Source organism: Lelliottia nimipressuralis (assembly GCF_004402045.1).
GTDB lineage: Bacteria > Pseudomonadota > Gammaproteobacteria > Enterobacterales > Enterobacteriaceae > Enterobacter > Enterobacter chinensis.
Genome location: NZ_SOMG01000016.1, coordinates 1 through 16,290, shown reverse-complemented (window position 1 = coordinate 16,290; position 16,290 = coordinate 1). Strand labels below are relative to the sequence as shown.

At 54.3% G+C, this 16,290-nt stretch carries 22 protein-coding genes and 1 pseudogene; 1 reads left to right on the top strand and 22 read right to left on the bottom strand.

Features of this window, described 5'->3' with window-relative positions; genetic code table 11:
• Positions 1 to 22 precede the first annotated feature (22 nt).
• Positions 23 to 934: a DUF5677 domain-containing protein gene (locus E3U32_RS10165; protein ID WP_134348686.1), complete on the top strand. Its 912-nt coding sequence runs from the start codon at positions 23 to 25 to the stop codon at positions 932 to 934.
• Between the two features lie 294 nt (positions 935 to 1,228).
• On the opposite strand, the gene E3U32_RS10160 is transcribed toward E3U32_RS10165, so the two are convergent.
• The 22 genes and pseudogenes from E3U32_RS10160 to E3U32_RS10055 form a co-directional block, all read right to left on the bottom strand.
• Positions 1,229 to 1,429: an ogr/Delta-like zinc finger family protein gene (locus E3U32_RS10160; RefSeq protein WP_134348685.1), complete on the bottom strand. Its 201-nt coding sequence runs from the start codon at positions 1,427 to 1,429 to the stop codon at positions 1,229 to 1,231.
• 67 nt (positions 1,430 to 1,496) lie between these two features.
• Positions 1,497 to 2,651 (bottom strand): phage late control D family protein, encoded by a 1,155-nt coding sequence (locus E3U32_RS10155; protein ID WP_134348683.1) that lies wholly within the window; start codon positions 2,649 to 2,651, stop codon positions 1,497 to 1,499.
• A complete protein-coding gene (locus tag E3U32_RS10150) occupies positions 2,648 to 3,112 on the bottom strand; it encodes a phage tail protein (protein WP_134348681.1) in 465 nt (154 codons plus the stop codon). The genes E3U32_RS10155 and E3U32_RS10150 overlap by 4 nt, the downstream gene beginning before the upstream one ends.
• 11 nt (positions 3,113 to 3,123) lie before the next feature.
• On the bottom strand, positions 3,124 to 5,403 hold the full coding sequence (locus E3U32_RS10145) for a phage tail tape measure protein (protein ID WP_134348680.1): 2,280 nt from the start codon (positions 5,401 to 5,403) through the stop codon (positions 3,124 to 3,126).
• Complete coding sequence (locus E3U32_RS10140; RefSeq protein ID WP_023616176.1) at positions 5,396 to 5,515, bottom strand: GpE family phage tail protein; 120 nt, start codon at positions 5,513 to 5,515, stop codon at positions 5,396 to 5,398. The genes E3U32_RS10145 and E3U32_RS10140 overlap by 8 nt, the downstream gene beginning before the upstream one ends.
• Positions 5,516 to 5,547: 32 nt before the next feature.
• A complete protein-coding gene (locus E3U32_RS10135) occupies positions 5,548 to 5,856 on the bottom strand; it encodes a phage tail assembly protein (RefSeq protein WP_134348678.1) in 309 nt (102 codons plus the stop codon).
• Positions 5,857 to 5,912: 56 nt separating this feature from the next.
• The gene (locus E3U32_RS10130) at positions 5,913 to 6,431 is read right to left on the bottom strand and encodes a phage major tail tube protein (RefSeq protein WP_047347797.1); all 519 of its coding nucleotides are present in this window, start codon (positions 6,429 to 6,431) and stop codon (positions 5,913 to 5,915) included.
• A gap of 11 nt (positions 6,432 to 6,442) precedes the next feature.
• Positions 6,443 to 7,636 (bottom strand): phage tail sheath protein, encoded by a 1,194-nt coding sequence (locus E3U32_RS10125; protein ID WP_134348677.1) that lies wholly within the window; start codon positions 7,634 to 7,636, stop codon positions 6,443 to 6,445.
• Positions 7,637 to 7,760: 124 nt separating this feature from the next.
• Positions 7,761 to 8,225 (bottom strand): tail fiber assembly protein, encoded by a 465-nt coding sequence (locus E3U32_RS10120; protein ID WP_286164276.1) that lies wholly within the window; start codon positions 8,223 to 8,225, stop codon positions 7,761 to 7,763.
• On the bottom strand, positions 8,185 to 10,461 hold the full coding sequence (locus E3U32_RS10115) for a phage tail-collar fiber domain-containing protein (protein WP_134348675.1): 2,277 nt from the start codon (positions 10,459 to 10,461) through the stop codon (positions 8,185 to 8,187). Before E3U32_RS10115 ends, E3U32_RS10120 begins: the two co-directional genes overlap by 41 nt.
• 11 nt (positions 10,462 to 10,472) lie before the next feature.
• The gene (locus E3U32_RS10110) at positions 10,473 to 11,003 is read right to left on the bottom strand and encodes a phage tail protein I (RefSeq protein WP_134348674.1); all 531 of its coding nucleotides are present in this window, start codon (positions 11,001 to 11,003) and stop codon (positions 10,473 to 10,475) included.
• Complete coding sequence (locus tag E3U32_RS10105) at positions 10,996 to 11,904, bottom strand: baseplate assembly protein (RefSeq protein ID WP_134348673.1); 909 nt, start codon at positions 11,902 to 11,904, stop codon at positions 10,996 to 10,998. The genes E3U32_RS10110 and E3U32_RS10105 overlap by 8 nt, the downstream gene beginning before the upstream one ends.
• Before the next feature lie 5 nt (positions 11,905 to 11,909).
• On the bottom strand, positions 11,910 to 12,260 hold the full coding sequence (locus tag E3U32_RS10100; protein ID WP_047347791.1) for a GPW/gp25 family protein: 351 nt from the start codon (positions 12,258 to 12,260) through the stop codon (positions 11,910 to 11,912).
• Positions 12,257 to 12,898, bottom strand: coding sequence for a phage baseplate assembly protein V (locus E3U32_RS10095; RefSeq protein WP_134348672.1), 642 nt, complete (start codon positions 12,896 to 12,898; stop codon positions 12,257 to 12,259). Before E3U32_RS10095 ends, E3U32_RS10100 begins: the two co-directional genes overlap by 4 nt.
• A gap of 112 nt (positions 12,899 to 13,010) precedes the next feature.
• Positions 13,011 to 13,478 carry a phage tail protein gene (locus E3U32_RS10090; protein WP_134348671.1) on the bottom strand — a complete coding sequence of 156 codons (468 nt, stop codon included), beginning with the start codon at positions 13,476 to 13,478 and terminating at the stop codon, positions 13,011 to 13,013.
• A complete protein-coding gene (lysC, locus tag E3U32_RS23760) occupies positions 13,441 to 13,686 on the bottom strand; it encodes an Rz1-like lysis system protein LysC (RefSeq protein ID WP_230122831.1) in 246 nt (81 codons plus the stop codon). Before lysC ends, E3U32_RS10090 begins: the two co-directional genes overlap by 38 nt.
• A complete protein-coding gene (gene lysB, locus E3U32_RS10080) occupies positions 13,574 to 13,987 on the bottom strand; it encodes an Rz-like lysis system protein LysB (protein ID WP_435659342.1) in 414 nt (137 codons plus the stop codon). Before lysB ends, lysC begins: the two co-directional genes overlap by 113 nt.
• 8 nt (positions 13,988 to 13,995) lie before the next feature.
• Entirely contained in the window at positions 13,996 to 14,505 is a 510-nt protein-coding gene (locus tag E3U32_RS10075) for a lysozyme (RefSeq protein ID WP_134348668.1), read from the bottom strand.
• The gene (locus E3U32_RS10070; protein ID WP_029741404.1) at positions 14,489 to 14,710 is read right to left on the bottom strand and encodes an HP1 family phage holin; all 222 of its coding nucleotides are present in this window, start codon (positions 14,708 to 14,710) and stop codon (positions 14,489 to 14,491) included. Before E3U32_RS10070 ends, E3U32_RS10075 begins: the two co-directional genes overlap by 17 nt.
• Complete coding sequence (locus E3U32_RS10065; protein WP_042715252.1) at positions 14,701 to 14,904, bottom strand: tail protein X; 204 nt, start codon at positions 14,902 to 14,904, stop codon at positions 14,701 to 14,703. The genes E3U32_RS10070 and E3U32_RS10065 overlap by 10 nt, the downstream gene beginning before the upstream one ends.
• Positions 14,905 to 15,083: 179 nt before the next feature.
• Positions 15,084 to 15,524, bottom strand: a complete 441-nt coding sequence (locus E3U32_RS10060; RefSeq protein WP_134348666.1) for a DinI-like family protein — start codon at positions 15,522 to 15,524, stop codon at positions 15,084 to 15,086.
• A gap of 109 nt (positions 15,525 to 15,633) precedes the next feature.
• A pseudogene (locus tag E3U32_RS10055) lies at positions 15,634 to 16,290 on the bottom strand (replication endonuclease); the annotation flags it as partial.

The window sequence follows — 16,290 nt, the reverse complement described above, 5'->3', positions numbered from 1 at the left end:
CAACAAACCAAAAGGATGATTCATGAACGTAAGCGAAATTGATAAATTAGTTCACAATATAAGAGAACATCGTCAAAACCTTGAGAGCACGGCAATTCCTTTTAGAACACAATCAAAAATAGCCAGCTTTGATAAATCAAACTGTGATGATTGGTGCAACTCTGTCTATGGGGATAGTTTGATTAAGCTGAGGCTGATTACTGATAACAATTTCATTGTAATAGAGACTCTCAGTTTAGTCTCAACAACTAGATATATATTAGAACTTAGCATCTGGCTAAATCTTTTTATGCAAGACTCTCGCTACGGGCTTGTTTATTATGATCAGCTAATTAAAGGCAACATACAATATTGGGAAAGATTCAAAAATCAGATGGAAAGAGAAATTACCTTCCTAAAAAAAACTGAAAAAGAAGAAAAGCAACTATTAGATAAAGAGATAATAGCACTTTCATCTATCACTGATGAAAAAGAGATGCTTGAAGCAGCAAGTTCATTAAGCACAAAGGTACAAAATACAATTGACTCTAATGCAGCAAGATACTTTTCCATTCACGCAGAACAAGCCAAACATAATGGATATGGTTTCCAGGCTAGTTTAGTTGAGAGAAATCAATTAACTTCAATCACAAAAAACATTTCTGAACTACAGCAAAACCAACTAGAATTCAACTCATCAATTCCACCTCAGATAAAAAGCCTAATACCTAAAAAATGGAATTGGTTCGAAATGGCAAAATCAGTCAATATGGAAGATGAATATGACTTCATCTATTCATTCACAAGCAAACTACTTCATGCTACGCCAATGAGTATAACTACAAACCAAAAGAACCTTGAGTCGCAAGAGATCATCATCTTCCTAAAATACATTGACGTTAAAATAAGAGATATAATTGAACTAAGCAATTCTTATTTAATTAAGAGCGCATAACTTCCGATATTATATAATTACGTTCAGCTTACTTATTAAAGCACTCTAGGATGAGCGGTTCATTCTAGCTGATGATTGGCAGCAAAGTGGCAGCAGAGCGCAACGCTATCTGCCACTTTTCATCACTATACGTCTTAGTTAAAGCTTTAAAAAACATTAAATTACTGATTTTTCTAACATCATATTGGGACTCATAATCGCTTGGTCGCTGGTTCAAGTCCAGCAGTGGCCACCAAATTTTAGCTTTAGAATCAAATAAATAAGCCACTCATTGAGTGGCTTATTTATTGGTTTTTAAACAACTGGTAGCGAAGCTGTTCGGGCTTTCCCAGCCTCGCCAGGGGTCGCAATCAGACGCTCCACGGACTCCATCGTCACGAACGTACAGCTGCAGTCCACATTGGTGCACTGGTGATAGCGCTCTTTGGTATTTTCACTTAAGTAGCGACTGGTACGCGCATGCGCTGAATGCTTGCACTTAGGACAATGAAACATGTACCCCTCCGTTTGATTCACAACTTGTGAATCAATAATACTCAAAAACAACGTAATGGCAAATGAATTACTCACTGTCGACAGAAAATTTTTCCTCAGCGACGTTAAGCTCAAGGTTCAGCTTCGTGGTATATCCACTCCCGCTGAGGGTATGAACCACCTCGCTGATGATCCAGGCCTGCTCGTCAATAACGCGTTTAAAGCCGTTGACCAGCACCGGCGTCTCGGGGAACAGATCGGCGCGTCCCAGCGCCAGCTGGATGGAAAAATTCACCGTACCTCGCTGCAGCGCGCGCCACTTCGCCTCCGCAGCCCTGAGTGCCTGCTCTTCGGAGGCATACACCGTGGTGAGCTCAAATACGTTCTCCGCAGAGCCCACCAGCATCTCTTGCGGCTTCTGTTCCTTGCCCCCGGCTCCCGCAAACGGCGCAGCGGCATCCGGGTGCGGCAGTCCCTGTGTCGCCTGCCCCTCAGGCAAACGAAAAATACTCAATTGAGTATTTTGTTTTTTAGGGTCGCGCGTTTGCAGCCATTTGGCCGTCACGCCGGAGTAATTTTCACGGTCAGCGACGGAAAAAAGATGCTTATCGCCATCCCCGCGTTCAATCATCATTAGGGGAATCGATGTGCCGCCAGCCGTCACGGCCTGGCCCGCCTTCATAAAAATAACCTTGCCGGCTTTGATTGAAACAAAGGCACCGTTACGCTCGGCCAGGCGGGTGAGAAACGCCGCGTCTGTCTCCTGAGACTGATCGATATGCGAAATAGCATTAGATGAAAGATCCGCCGCAACGCTGGCGGTCAACTGGTTACGCTGAGCAATCGTATTAACGATCGCGCCGATCGTCGTGTCATGCCACGACTGTTCGCGCCGAACGTTTAGCTTTCCGCGAAAATCCGCGCTGCATCCCCGAATGGTCAGCGTGTCCGGCGCCCCCCGAAACTCAATGGTATCGACCGTAAAGTTCCCTTTCAGCTCGAGCGGGGTTCCCGTCCATCCCAGCCATAAGGAGAGCGTTGCCCCCCGGGCAGGCAGGTCTAACAGCCCGTCGGAATCATCCAGTTGAATATCCAGCTGATCGGCTTCCAGCCCACGCTTGTCGGTCATGGTCAAACTGATAAGACGATGGCTGAAATTTTGCGTGATATCGCGATCGTCAAGCTTAAGCATAAAATCAGGGGCGATTTTCCCACCCGCCTGGATATTCATTTCAGCGATCATCCCACCAGCCCTCCAATGCTATTACGTGCGCTTTCCACCAGCTCTGAGGCCTGCGTTCTCAGGTCGCCAAACATCGTCATCAGCGATTCGTCCACGCGTTTTAGCGACAGGGTAAACTCGATTTTTCGGGCGGCACCATCGCTGTAAAAATCCGTGTGCGTGTGCGTGACTTTCTCAATGACAAACATGCCGTGAATGATGCCGGTGCCGTCTATCAACGGCCACGCCCGCCCTTCATTCGCCATCAGCTCAATCGCCTTCAGGGAGAGTCGCCCGCCGGTGATTTCCGGATAGAGCGTCCCTGTAAGCAAATGAGAAGTCTCGCCTTCGCCAAGATACTGCCAGGCTTTGGGTTTTCCGATGCGCTCGTTGGACACCCAGCGGTAGTCCTTTGAAAATTGCATTGACTGATACGGTAAGGTTCGTCGTTCAAAGACAAACAGACCCAGCACCATTAACATTTTCTCTCTCCTCAAACATACAAAAAGCTGGATTGCTGCCGTCTCGCTTTATCCTGTTCACTGCTCTCTATTGCCTCCCGGATTTGACGGGTCAGATCCGTTCCGGAGGCCGTGCTCCCCTGCAGCGTGATGTTGTATTCGCTTTTACTCTGATCGACGTAAGAGCGTCCTCCCGTCGCGAGGGCTGGCTGATATCCCTGGTAGCCGCCATAGGTCCCCGTCCCCGGAATATACGAACTGCCCGCAGGAGAGGATGCCACGTCGGCTTTTGCCGCAGCGGAGTCGAGATTGCCCGACTCGTTTTTGATCAGTCCGAGTTTTTCCAACAGCCAGCTGGCCTTGCCGCTCAGGCTGTTAAAGAGATTAAGCGGTGCCATCAGCGCATCGCCCAGCGCCTGACCGAACGCCACGCCGACATTTTTGCAGCTGTCGAGCGTTTCCTGCGTCGCCTTGATCGGCGCAATAAGATCGGTAAACCATTGCCAGATCCCGCCCAGTTTTTCTGCGATGAAACCAAAGGCCTGTAACAGCGGAGCGAACAGCTCGCCCAGCGGCGCGAAGGCTGCAGAAAGCCCCTCAATCACTCCACCAAAGAAGGCGCTGATGGGCTCCCAGTATTTAAAAATCAGCAAAGCACCGGCGGCAATCGCCGCGCCAAGGGCAATAACCGGCCAGCTAAGGGCGCCCAGCACCGTCATGATGGCACCACCCACCACGCTGAATACCGTTCCCAACATTCCTGCGGCGGTCATGACCAGATTCAGGCCAGACAACACCGGCGCGACGACCATCCCTAAGGTGCCCAGTACGCCGGCAAATGCCTGTGCGCCGATAATCACGCTAACCAGGGTTTGCGTCAGCTCAGGGTTAGCGTTTACCCAAAGCGAAAGCGTGCCGACCCACCCCGTCGCGGTAGTGGTCAGATTGCGCAAAGCGCCATCCGATTTATCAAACACATCAATCTTTAACCCGTTCAGCGCGGCCTGGAACCGGCTGATATCGCCGTCAAGATTATCGGTCTGAACGGAAGCCACGAGTGCGGTACTGCCCTTTGCCCCCTGCAGCTGCTGGCGTTTTTCATCAAGCGATCCATCACCCGCAGCGGAAGCCAGCACCCCCGCGGCTTTTATGGCATCCGGAGTCTGAACATGGCGCAGCATCGCGCTGAGCGCATCCCCGGCGGCGGCACCTTTCATCCCTTTTTCCGCCAGGACGCCAAGCAGCGCGGTGGTCTCTTCAAGCCCCATACCGAAAGCATCCGCAGCGGGCGCGGCGGAGGTGACGGCGGCCTCCATCTCAGCGAGGGTGGTATTTGAAGAGGTAAAACCGCGCGTAAGAACGTCTGCGATGCGCCCCGCATCCGTATTCGCCAGGTTATACGCGGCCTGCGTGCTGGCGATCGTATCGGCCGCTTTCGCCGCGTCGACATTCCCCGCCAGGCTGAGGTTGACCGCTGGCGCGGTGGCCGCAAGCAGCCCATCGGCGTCATAGCCTGAACGGGCCAGCTCGTTCTGAGCCTGGACAACCGTATCCGCAGGTACGCCGGCGCTGACGCTAACCTCCCGCGCCTGCTGGCGAATGGCCTCAAGCCGGACGTCGCCCTTCTCCAGGCCAAGATTTGCCTGAATGGCCGACATCTGTTTTTCAAAACTGATGCCAGGCGCCATAAACCGGGACGTCTGGTCAAAGCCCGCTTTGGCCATGCCCACGCCTGCATTAGCCAGCTGATGTACCCGCGCGGCCACGCGTTTGCCTGACTCATAGCGATTCTGAACGGTACTCAGCCGCTCCTGCTGCTGGTTGACGCGGGCCAGCGCATCCCGCTGTCGGTTAAGCTGCAGCGTTTTATCGCTGATGTGGGTGCGTAAACGACGCTCATCCGACGAGAGCGTGCGCGTGTTTATTCCCGCCTGGGCGAGTTCGGTGCGCTGGCGCTGTACCGAGTAGCGCAGGCTGTTGTACTCAAGCTTAAGGTCGGCTGCCGATTTTCGGGCTGCGGACAGCGCATCAGCCTGAACCTGGGTGGGGTTTTGCGTGTTCTTAAGCTGCACCGCCAGCGCCGCTGCCTGCTGTTTCGCCCGGGCAAGCGACTGCTCCGTCACGGTGAGCCGGGCATTTGCTTTCCTGAAGCCGTCAATACGCCCCGCCTGCTCATCGAGCGCTCCCAGCGACGTCTGCGTATTGCGGATATCGCTCGCGAGGGTGAGGCTGGCGTTATGGAGAGCGTTAAGCGGTCGGGTTGCCCGGTCGACTGCCTTAAGCAGCTCCTGAAGACTGACATTATTACTCATGGTGGTTTCCGCTTCGCTGCAGCGCTTTTTCGCGCCATAAGAGGAGTTCGGTCACGCTCAGGGAGTACAGTTCTGACGGCGGCCAGTGAAAGATCACCGCGATATCCGCCATCAGATCGTCGACCGACAGTTTTTCGGGAAATTTCAGCGAGCCGAAGCCGGTGACAAAAAACCGATCACCTTACCTGCAAAAGAGAGCAGATCGCAGGCATCCAGGCGCGCAACCTCATGCTCGGTCAGCGCCGGCGAGGTCATTCGCGGCAGCACCTTAATCAGCGCATCGACGTCAGATTGCGCAAGCGAAGCCAGCGATACCCCGCGCAGGGTCCCCGCATTGGGTTTTGCGACGGTCACTTTTTCGATTTTTTGCTCGCCGCGCATAACGGGGCTATCCAGCGTGACGATATGTGGGTTTTCACTTTCGTTCATGGCAGTCTCGTTGATATTGTTCATTTCGTTACTCTTCAGAAAGTTAACTTGCCGGCCGGTAGTCCCGGCCGGTTAAAGGGTTACAGGCCAATCGCCTTACGGTGTTCCGCCAGACGATCGACGCCGTCGACTTTCAGCACCATGTTGATGATGTCGATTTCGACGATCTCTTTGCCATCGATGGTCAGCTGGTAGTAAGCGCACTCGGTGGACATCTTGGTGGTGCCGCTCTCGCCCTGCTTGTTTTCACCGCCATCAAACTCTTTGTGACGGCCGCGCATGACGATTTCGACGGCGGAGATTTCGCCGGTGTCGTCACGCTGGAAAGAGCCGGTAAAGCGCAGAGGCACGCTGTCCGCGCCCGGAGAGGCATACTGCGCCCATAGCGCCACGTCCGGCAGACCGCCAATGGTCCACTCCAGCGCCAGGGCATCATCGTCCAGGCCGAGGTCGATAGAGACCGAGCCAGGCATACCGCCACCGCGATACTTCTCCAGCTTGCGGGTGAGCTTCGGTAAGGTGACAGACTCAACAACGCCCATATAGCTCAGGCCATCGTTGAACATATTCAGGTATTTAAGTTTGCGTGGTAACGCCATGCTTCAGCTCCTTAGCTATTAACCGAATCTGACAGGTCTGCCAGATAGGTATCGGTGATGCGCTGGCGCAGGGTCAGGTTTTCCAGCGGCGGGACAGGGGTGTAGTCGTAATCGATATACAGTTTCCCCGCTTTCAGGGTGGATGCATCGTTCGATTCAGGGTCATACCAGCAGGTACCGTCGACGATATAGCCGTTGGTTTTCAGCTCGCGGAACTTGGCGTTAATACCGGAAACAATGTCGCGGATAAGCGTTGGGGTGATAGGTTTATCCATCGCCCACGCATGCGCTTCCGCCATGGTATCGGCCAGCACCTGTGCGGTACGGGTGTAGTTTTCAAAGACGAATAACGGATCGTCTGAGCAGGTACGGTTACCCCAGAATTTGAAGCCGTCGTTGCGAATCAGCGTGGTGACGCCAGCCTGGTTAAGCAGGTTCGCATCGGTGGCCTGTTCCTGAAGATCCCAGGAGACAGAAGCGCTTACGCCAGTAACACCGTTGACGCCAACGTTTGACAGGGTTTTATGCCAGCCGATTGTCTGGTCGATTTTGGCGCGCAGGCCAAGCGCGCGGGCGGTTGCCCAGGCCGTTGTCGTTGCGTTCGTGGTGGTATCCCAAGCCAGAAAATCAGGATGGATAACCATCAGCTCGCGCTGGCTGAAGTTTTTGCGGTAGTCGATTGCTTCCGAAATGGTTTTACAACCCCATGCGCTGACATAGCCGAATGCGCGCAGGCTCTGGCACATGGCGGCCAGTGCAGTCGCTACTTCCTGAGAATCCAGCCCCGGTACGCCGAGAATACGCGGCTTAACGCCGGTCACCGTTTTCGCGGTCAGAAGCGCCTTCAGACCGGTGTATTTGCCGTTTTCATCAGTGGTACCGATGATGTTGGAGATAGTCTTTTTCTGTGCCGCTTCCGGATCTTCCGGGTCGTCGATACCTTCAGCCACGCGCACAACAACGACAACCGGTTTGCACTGGTCAGCGATAGCCTGCAGAGAAGCGGACAGCGTCCCCGCCTTGCCGGCTTTCGCAATCGCATTTTGCACGTTGGTAATGAGCACAGGCTCGTTTAAAGGGAATGTCTTGTCGTCAGCATCGCTGGCCGTACAGACCATGCCGATGATTGCCGTCGAGACGGTGGAAATGGTGCGCGTGCCATCGTTGATTTCGATGACTTCCACGCCGTGGTGATAGTCGCCCATCCGGTTAACTCCTTCGTTTAGTGGTGAAGCTATTGTCTGTGGAGTGCGTGATTGATGCGACGTATTGGGGTTGGGGAAAGGATTACACAACAAACGAAAAACCCTCCGGATGGAGGGTTTGGGGTCAGGCAGGGAGTGCGGGCCATTGAATGTCCGGGGCGGCGCTCACATCTACCCGGTTAAGCATGACCCGGTATCGCTTCCAGCCTAAAAGCGAGGCTGCCTCTTCGTCGGTAGCTATACCGAGTTCAGCTGCATCCTCAAGTGGAGTAATAATGTCACTTGCCGTTTTCATTAAGGCGTTTTTTTGCATCGTTGCCTGGCTCACGCGCTCTTCATAGGTTGGTGCGGGAGGTTCCGCTAATACGGGATAGCCATTTTTATCTGGAATAATTATTTTCCCGTCTGCTTGCCCCTCCATCAGCGACACATAGTCTTCATCAAGCACGCTGACATAATTATCCGGCCACGTTTGGGCGGAACGATAATCAGCCTCCAGATCATCATTATAAAAAGCCCCGTTTTCAGGAGAGTATATATAACTCATATTAATAGCCTCGCGCTTCAAAATAAGCTTTAACTTCGCCACTGCCCGCTACGTAGGTGAAACCTGATCTATCAGGGTTTTGCACGTAAATATTTTGGTCGTGGAACCCATTGGTAAAAAGCAAGGTTAACTGCACGCTGAGACAGGCGTTAGGAAACGCCGTTGGGAAGGTAATACGCGTCGAATCAGCACTACGCGTTGCCACCCCCCACTGCTTTATCACGCCCGTAGAGTTATCCTTCTCCCAACCGCTCGCTGCCTTACTGGCTGCATTTTTCAGGTTATAGCGCGCATCGCTTTCGGCTTTTGTATAAGCAGAGACTTTAGGCATATAACCAGCGTCTGACTGGCTTTTAGTGTAATAACGCGCATCAAAATTGGCATAATCAGTTAACGCCAATCTACTCATCGTTGGATAACCCGTTGCCAGATTTACAGCAAATGGTCGGAGGTTGTTATATGCACCATACTGATCACCCGAGTTAGTGATCATCAGGTATAAATTAGAACCATCATTTCGCCAGAAAGTACCATAACTACCGTAAACAGAACGATAACCATTGGCAGACGTTGACTGATATTCATCTGAATTACGCAACGTACCCGTTATATTCTGACTGCCAGACAGTTTGATAAAGCGCCCGTCAAAGTTGCCGTAATCACCGGGAATAATTTGCCCTTTCATTTGCAAAAGGCCATTACGGGTGTTGATGTAGCCCGTCATTCCAGTTTCTTTACCAACTGAATCCAACAAGGTCGAATAAAAACCAATGCCATACCAAGATTTTAAAATCATATTAGCACTGTCAAAACTGGCTGCATCGTTCCCGCTCGTAATTCCCGTACGGCTTCGCACCTCAAGTCCTTCACTAAAACTAACTAATTTCCTGAATGTTCCTCCGTTCGAGGCGGATACCGAATCAACATCATCTGCAGAAGGTCTGTTCGCAGTATCGTATTGTTTTGACCAGGCAGACCATGTTCCATTATAAAGGGTACGAATATAGGACCGCGAGTTACTATAAATTCGATAAATTTGAGTGATACCTGCATGCTTATAAACCTCAAGTGAACCCGCAACCGCCTCAGGATAATTTTTACCCGTTTGTGCCTGAGCGTTGGCAGGTTGATAATAAAGACCCGGAGCAGTATAGGTGTTAAGGTCTGCACTTCCACCTATGCCTGATGTTGTCCCGAATATCTCCTGAGATGTCGGCTTATTAAATTCGCTATAGAGCTTTACCCATGAAATATCAACATTACCCTTTTTCCGGCCTACATAGGCATGTTGATTGGCACCATCTACTGCAAGATATGAAATCGTTGGGGTACCATCATAGGGGATGGTAATACCTGATTTTCCAATACTGGTATCACGCCAAAAAGAAGCAAAATTTTCATCTGCTACTTTCGTATCTCTTACACCGCCCAGACCCATCCAGCCGACCACTGGCAGGCGACCCGTCGTTAAGTCAATCGCGGATGTAACAATATTCAGTTTTGATGCAGTGCCAAGACTATCTTTTAGTTTTACCAGGTCATCACTAACGCTCTTTATCGCCTTCGGCGTCGCCGCCAGCACTTCAGACACACTGTCGGTAGCACTGCTAAGTTGAACAATCCCCTTGCGTGCAGTCGTCGCATCCACCGCCGTATACTTAGCGTTTGCCAGATCGTAAACCGCCTTCACCGCTTTCGGTGTTGCAGCGAATATCTCAGATACGCTGTCGGTTGCACTGCTTAATTGGGTAAAGCCCTTTGCGGTAAGCGTGGCGTCCGGATGGCGGCGCGACTGCTCATGCTCCGTCAGCTTCTCGTCGACATAATCCTTCGTCGCCATCACCGTTGACGCGTCAATAGAGAGTTCAACCGAAGCAATATCACTCACCATGATAACCATGCGTAAGGTTTGAGCACGCCCCGAACCTTCAGCAAGTGCAGGTTTGTAACTATCAGCCATATTCCCGACCGCAATCAGCGTCCCGGCATCGTCATACAGCCCCATCTCGCGCATCCAGAAACCGCCGACCTCAGGAGGGATCAGCAGCTCCGCCACGACATAGTTTTTATTCTTTTTGTCCTGGCTGATTTTATTCAGCGCATGACGCCAGACTTCATTGATGAGTTTCGTCTGGTTTGCGTTTGGCACCGGCAATGTGCCCCCACCGTCCCCCACGGCCATCGCCGTAAAATTGACTTTCTTACCGTTCGGGATGGTTGCTGCAGCCAGTTTTTCGGCACCGGCTTTGGTGATAACCGTTTTATATTTCACTGTCATTGTGCTCTCACTTATCCGGGATAAACCGTGATGATGTCGCCGTCATAGCTCAGGGCGCCGGTATAGAGATAACCCGGTATGTCCTGGATGATATTCAGGCCAATAAGGTGGCGGCTGGCAGGCTTCGCATCGGCGATAAGCCTCTCCATTTCGTAATACATCTCCTCGGTGATGCCCGTGTCTAACACACCGATATCAAGGCGGAAGGTGCCGGGCGGATCGTTGGTTTGCCACCACTCGGTAACGTTGATCAGATAGCCAAGCGGTTCCACCACGCGACGCACGGCGCCAATCGTTCCCTTGTGGGCATGAATAAACCACGCGGCGCGGATCACCTCCCGCTTGGTGGCCTCCGGCCAGTTCTCATCCCAGCGATCAACCGAAAACGCCCATGCCAGCCAGGGCAGCAGATCCGCCGGGCAGGTGTCTGCATTCCAGAGATGGCGCAGCGGAACAGGCGTCTTTTCGATATCCGCACAGGCCCGCGCCGCAGCGACCTCAAGCGGCGATGAGCCAACCGGTAAAAGGCGGGTATTACTCATCGTTTCCCCCCACGGTTACGCTGTAGTGGCTGCACCATGAGGCCTGAGTTTCATCAAGCACGATGTCAGCAGCAGGTGCGGTCAGTTCCACCCGCTGCACCCCTTCCACGTGAAGTGCTGCGTAAATGGCTGACTTGCGGATATCGCGTCCAAGCCGATGCTGGGCCGTGATATAGGCCTGTAGCCGGGCCCTTGCCGCGCTAAGCACAGGTTCACTTTCAGGGCCGGGGAAGAGAAATAGCGAGGCGGCAATGCTGTAGTCGACAATCCTCGCCGACTGGACGGTCACGCGGTCGGCGACGGGCCTGACGTCCTCATCGTTCAGCGCATTGCGAACAACGGCGAGCAGTTCCTCAGACGCCACGCCGTTATTCTCCCGGGAGAGCACGGAGACCGTGACGTTCGCCGGCTGTGGGCTGATCACAGAAATGTCCGCCACCCGGCCATCTGCACTGCGACCATGGAACTGATACGCCCCTGTTGAACCGGCCACGCTCAGCCCTTCCGGCGCCTGCTGGATGCGCAGACGAAAATCGGTATCGGACTCCATCACGGCCGACGTGGGCGGAAACGTGGTGTCGTCGGCAGGCGTAATCACCAGACGCTCAAGATTAGCGTTTGCCCCAATCTGGTCCAGATCGCTGCCCGCGGCGTAGGCCAGCATGACCGCACGTGCGGCCTCATTAACGCGCTGGCGCCAGATAACCTCCCGATACGCGTTCTCCTGCAGCAGCTTCACAATCGGCTCTGACTCCAGCGTCAGCGTCCGTGCAATCGCCTCTCGCTCCTCTTCCGGATAGAGCGAGACAAAGGTGGCCTTTCGTTCTGCCAACAGCGTTTCATAATCCACCTCCTCCACGACATCAGGCGCGGCGAGCTGGCTCAGATCAACAATAGCCATAGCGTTTAACTCAGTGAAATGGTGATAGAAAAGGATTGTCCGGAGGTCGGACGCGTGCCGGTGATATCGACATACAACGTCCCGTCGTTCTCCGAACGCTCGAAAGTGATGGCCGTCAGGCTTATCCGCGGCTCCCATTTCTGGATGGCGGAATAACAGGCGGCCATGATTTGCAGGCGCAGCGCCGGACTCTGCGGCCTGTCGATCATCGCCGCCAGCAGCGAGCCGTAATCCCGGCGCATGACCCGCGAGCCAATCGGCGTGACCAGAATGTCGCGCACGCTTTGCCGGATGTGGTCCGCCTCTGAAATGCTAAGCCCGGTCTGCCTGTTCATTCCCCTGTAACGCACCGTCATTGTGTCCCCTTAGTCCAGCTTCCGCCGCTTTGCACACCGCCGTGCGCATGGTTGTCCACCTGCACCCCGTTGGAGGTGAATTTGCCGCCGGAATGCTCAATATTTCCGGCCATCACACCGCCCTTCTGCACTTCAAGAGAGGCGGTAATTAGCTTGTTGGTACACACCACCTCAGGCGTATCCAGCGTGATGCGGGACGTTGACGTCACCCGCACTTCCGGCACGGTGGCGGTCAGCGATTCAGAGGCGGTAATGTCGGCCGTTTTAATGCCTGAAACCGTCAATGCCCCGCGCCCGGGTTCGTACTCAATTACCGCGCCGTCAGGAAACGAGACGTGGAACGCGTCAGGCGACCCGGACGGCGCCGGATGGTCGTCCGAGAAAATGCCGGGCAGCACGAAGGCGGTATCAAGCTCCCCGCCGATGGCCAGCAGCAACACCTGCTCTCCCTCGGAAGGGGCCCACCACACGCGCGAACGTCCCGCGCGGCAGGTTAGCCAGTTCAGCCAGGTGGTTTTCATACCGCCGGTCTGGACACGACAAAGCCCTCTGTTGAGGTCAACATCGGTCACAACACCGATACGAATCAGATTGCGGATCGCGCGAGCGATACCGTTCATGGAAGTTAATGTATTCATGAGAAGAGAATGCCGTTCAGGAAGAACGGCAGCAACGAGACGGGGTTTTCTGCGGGATGAAACAACAAGCTGTCCAGACAGCAGGCCGCAGGCGGCCTTCAGCGTGGGGAAGTTAGTCCTCCCACTGGCTGACGAGCTCACCGTTGATGTACAGCGCCTTCGGACGCGTGACGGGCTCCGGCAGCGGCGGCTCCGGGGAATACGTGGCGTGCAGAACGCCCTGCTCCTGGGAAACAAGAATGCGCTCGGTTACCTGCACGCTGATGCTGATGTCCGTCGTATCGTCATCGTTCAGGACGATCGCGAAGGTGTATCCGTTTTGGCGTCCCTCATCGAGGGTAAAAATGTCCGGCTGGTTTTCCCGAAGCCAGGCCAGCACCGGAACGAAAAATCCCTCGCTGTCTCCGGTAAAACCGCTGACCTTCGCGTTTAGCGCATACCGCTTTTCAAAGGAGAGCGAGGTGGCCAGCCGGGCGTCAATATTGCCGCTGCCGACCGACATCTGCAGGCGCTCCGGGTGAGCATTCAGCTGGGGGATCGCGTCAATTAATGCCTGACGCAGGCTCTTGAGTTTGTGCATCGAGTTTATCCTGACAGTCTTTAATGGTTTCCACCTGCAGCGCGCAGGCGATAAGGGCATACTCAAGCCTGCGAATATCTGCGCTGAGATCGCCGTTAGTGGCGGGTTCGCTTCCCGGCATCGGGCAGCGGCTCACCTTCGGGCAGGCGTTGTAAACAATGTGCTGCGGAGGCGCAGGCGGTGCGGGTGTGCAGCCTGCGGACAGCATCAGGCAGCTGAGCGGTATACCAGCGGCGTAACGCTTCATTTTCATTGAGTAATTTCCCGATAGTCGCTTCCCGTCTCGCCCTCTCCTCACCCGCAGTGAGCAACTCCTCACGGAGCCTGACCTGAGCATTTTCGTTGGCTCTGGCTATCCGCTGTGACAGGGAAAGCTGTTGATTAAGCGCGGCGAGAGCGTTTTTTTGCTCGCTGGCGACCCGGTTAGCGGTGGCTAAGGAACGGGACAGGGTCAGGTTGTCATGACGAAGCCACAGCGTGATAGCCAGCAGCCCGGCCAATATCAGCATGAGGCCCCTCACGGCAGCCTCTTCATGCACCAGGCCTTCTCGCGAACGCGGCGATTTTCCAGCCCGGCATTTTTGACGCCGTTGACGTACACCCAGCGGGTAAGTTCGCCGCATGCCTGCGGCCACTGTTTACGCTTAATAAACGACACCAGGGTCGAACGGCAGGCGGCGCCCGTGCCGACATTAAAGGTAAAGCTCACCAGCGCGTCGTAGACCCGGGGTGGCATCTCCACCGGCGCACACGCCGCCAGCCGCCGCTCAACGTTGAGCACATCAGCGACCAGGTTTACCGCAGCCTCACGCTCGGTAATGTCCCGCGTCGGCACGACGTTTGCCGTGTGGCCAATGCCTGACGTCCATACCCCAGCGCTACACCGGTAGGGCGAGAGGCGACATCCTTCAAGATCGGCAATCAACGCCAGCCCTTCCGGGGACGTTTTCAGTAGCCGAAAGTCAGGCATCAACACCGCCAGGGCCAGCACGCCGGCGACGCTGCAACGCTTAATGATTGAGTTCACGAATGCTCTTCTTATCGAGGCCCAGAGACTGGAGATAGCGCCAGGTTTTTCGCTTAAACCAGTAATTCGTCAGCGCGGTAAAAATGGCGCAAAGACTCCCCACGTACAGCGCGACTTTTTCAGGAGACATCGCCCCGAACCAGGCCAGCGCCACGGCCAGCCAGTAGGCGATAAACGTGGTGATTTTCTCCAGGCTCAGTCCCATAGGTTTACGGATTCTTTTGTGGGGGCGCTATCCACCTCCGGCATCTCTACCGGCGTGCCGTGAGGCAAGATAACGCCTAACTCCGCGAGGCCAGAATTGGCCTTCAGAACGGCTTCAACCACGCCTGCCGTGCGCCCATAAAAGCGGGCGCAAACCGCATCAAGCGTGTCCCCCTGCATTGCATAGATTTTCATCAGACGCTCCCAACATCCGGTTTTCCAGGTACTGTAGAGTTTCCCGGGCCGGCAGCCTTTTCGCTATCGCTGAGAGATGGACAATCGCGGACACAACAGGCCGTCCGCGAGCAGCGAAGCGTGGTTCAACGAAAGCGCAAAATCTGAATGAGGGTGTGGGTTCGGGTAATGAGCCGGGGCTAGCGCCAGCTCTCGTCTTCCCAGACTTCCCGGAGAATAGCGTCCAACGCCTCGCGATCGACCTCTCTTTCAAGCCCCTGGAGCTCGACCCCCGTCACAGACCCTATTTTCACGGTCACCCGGGATGACGGAAAAAGGGACCGTATTCTGCGGGTCAGCTCGCACTGGAAGGCCTCGACGACGGCAGGGTCAATCTGCCGATCTTTATCGAGCGTAATGTTTACCCGAACGTTGTTCTCTTTTTTAATGCGTTCCGGAACAGGCGATGCTGAGAAAACAACGGTAAACGCGTTGTTCTTGATTAAATTTCCCCGCGCAATCTCAGCGATCAAATTCAGGGCAATTTCACGATCTCTTTCCTGACACGTTCCTTCTGTCGTCAGTCGCGCAATCATCTCGACTCGTTCAATCATGACCTGCTCGTTCAACTCTCTGTTCACACACCCTCCACCACGAGATACTGTATAAACATACAGTAGCACGTATTCATAAAAAGAGTGAAGCGAAAAATCAGAACTCATCACGGTATGTGCATGATATCGATGGAGATTAGCGTGCTCGCTGGGTTAACAGATTCGTTAAATGCCCAATACGTTCAAGGATTTTCCGCGCCTTTTCCTGATAAGAACGCGCCGCCGGAAAGAGCGATCCGTCAGCTGCGCCCCGGCACCATTTGTCGTTAAAACGGCTGACGCCACCCGCCATAAGATGCAGGGCCTCTCCCCGGCTGATGGCTATTCCGGTGGCAAGCCGGATCTCGTCAATCACCCTCTCCGGAACCCCGTTCTGCGGATCCCTCTCATAGACAAAGGGCGCCGCTGCACCGGGCTGGATGCGTTTGATGCGCTCGGTTAATGCCCGTCTCGCACGCCGGTTAAGAGGTTGAGAGAGATCGCTCAGCGTACAGTTATTGACAGAACTCCGAGGAGGCACAGGCACATCCTTCAGGTCCACGGCCCGCTTCGGTACAATTTTCCACTGCGTGAGTCGGGTTATAATCGAGCTGCCCGCACCAACGGCGGAATCGTACACGCCGCGAATGCGGACAGTTTCCTCGCCATACTGGTTAAACCCGGCGCGCGGCGCATACAGCGTGCGCACCTGTAAATCATCGCGACGCACAAACGGCCCGCCCTGCGCGGTGACGTAACCCCCGACGCCGGGGACTGGGCGGGTTACGTCACCGCGCAGGGCGGGCCGTTTGTG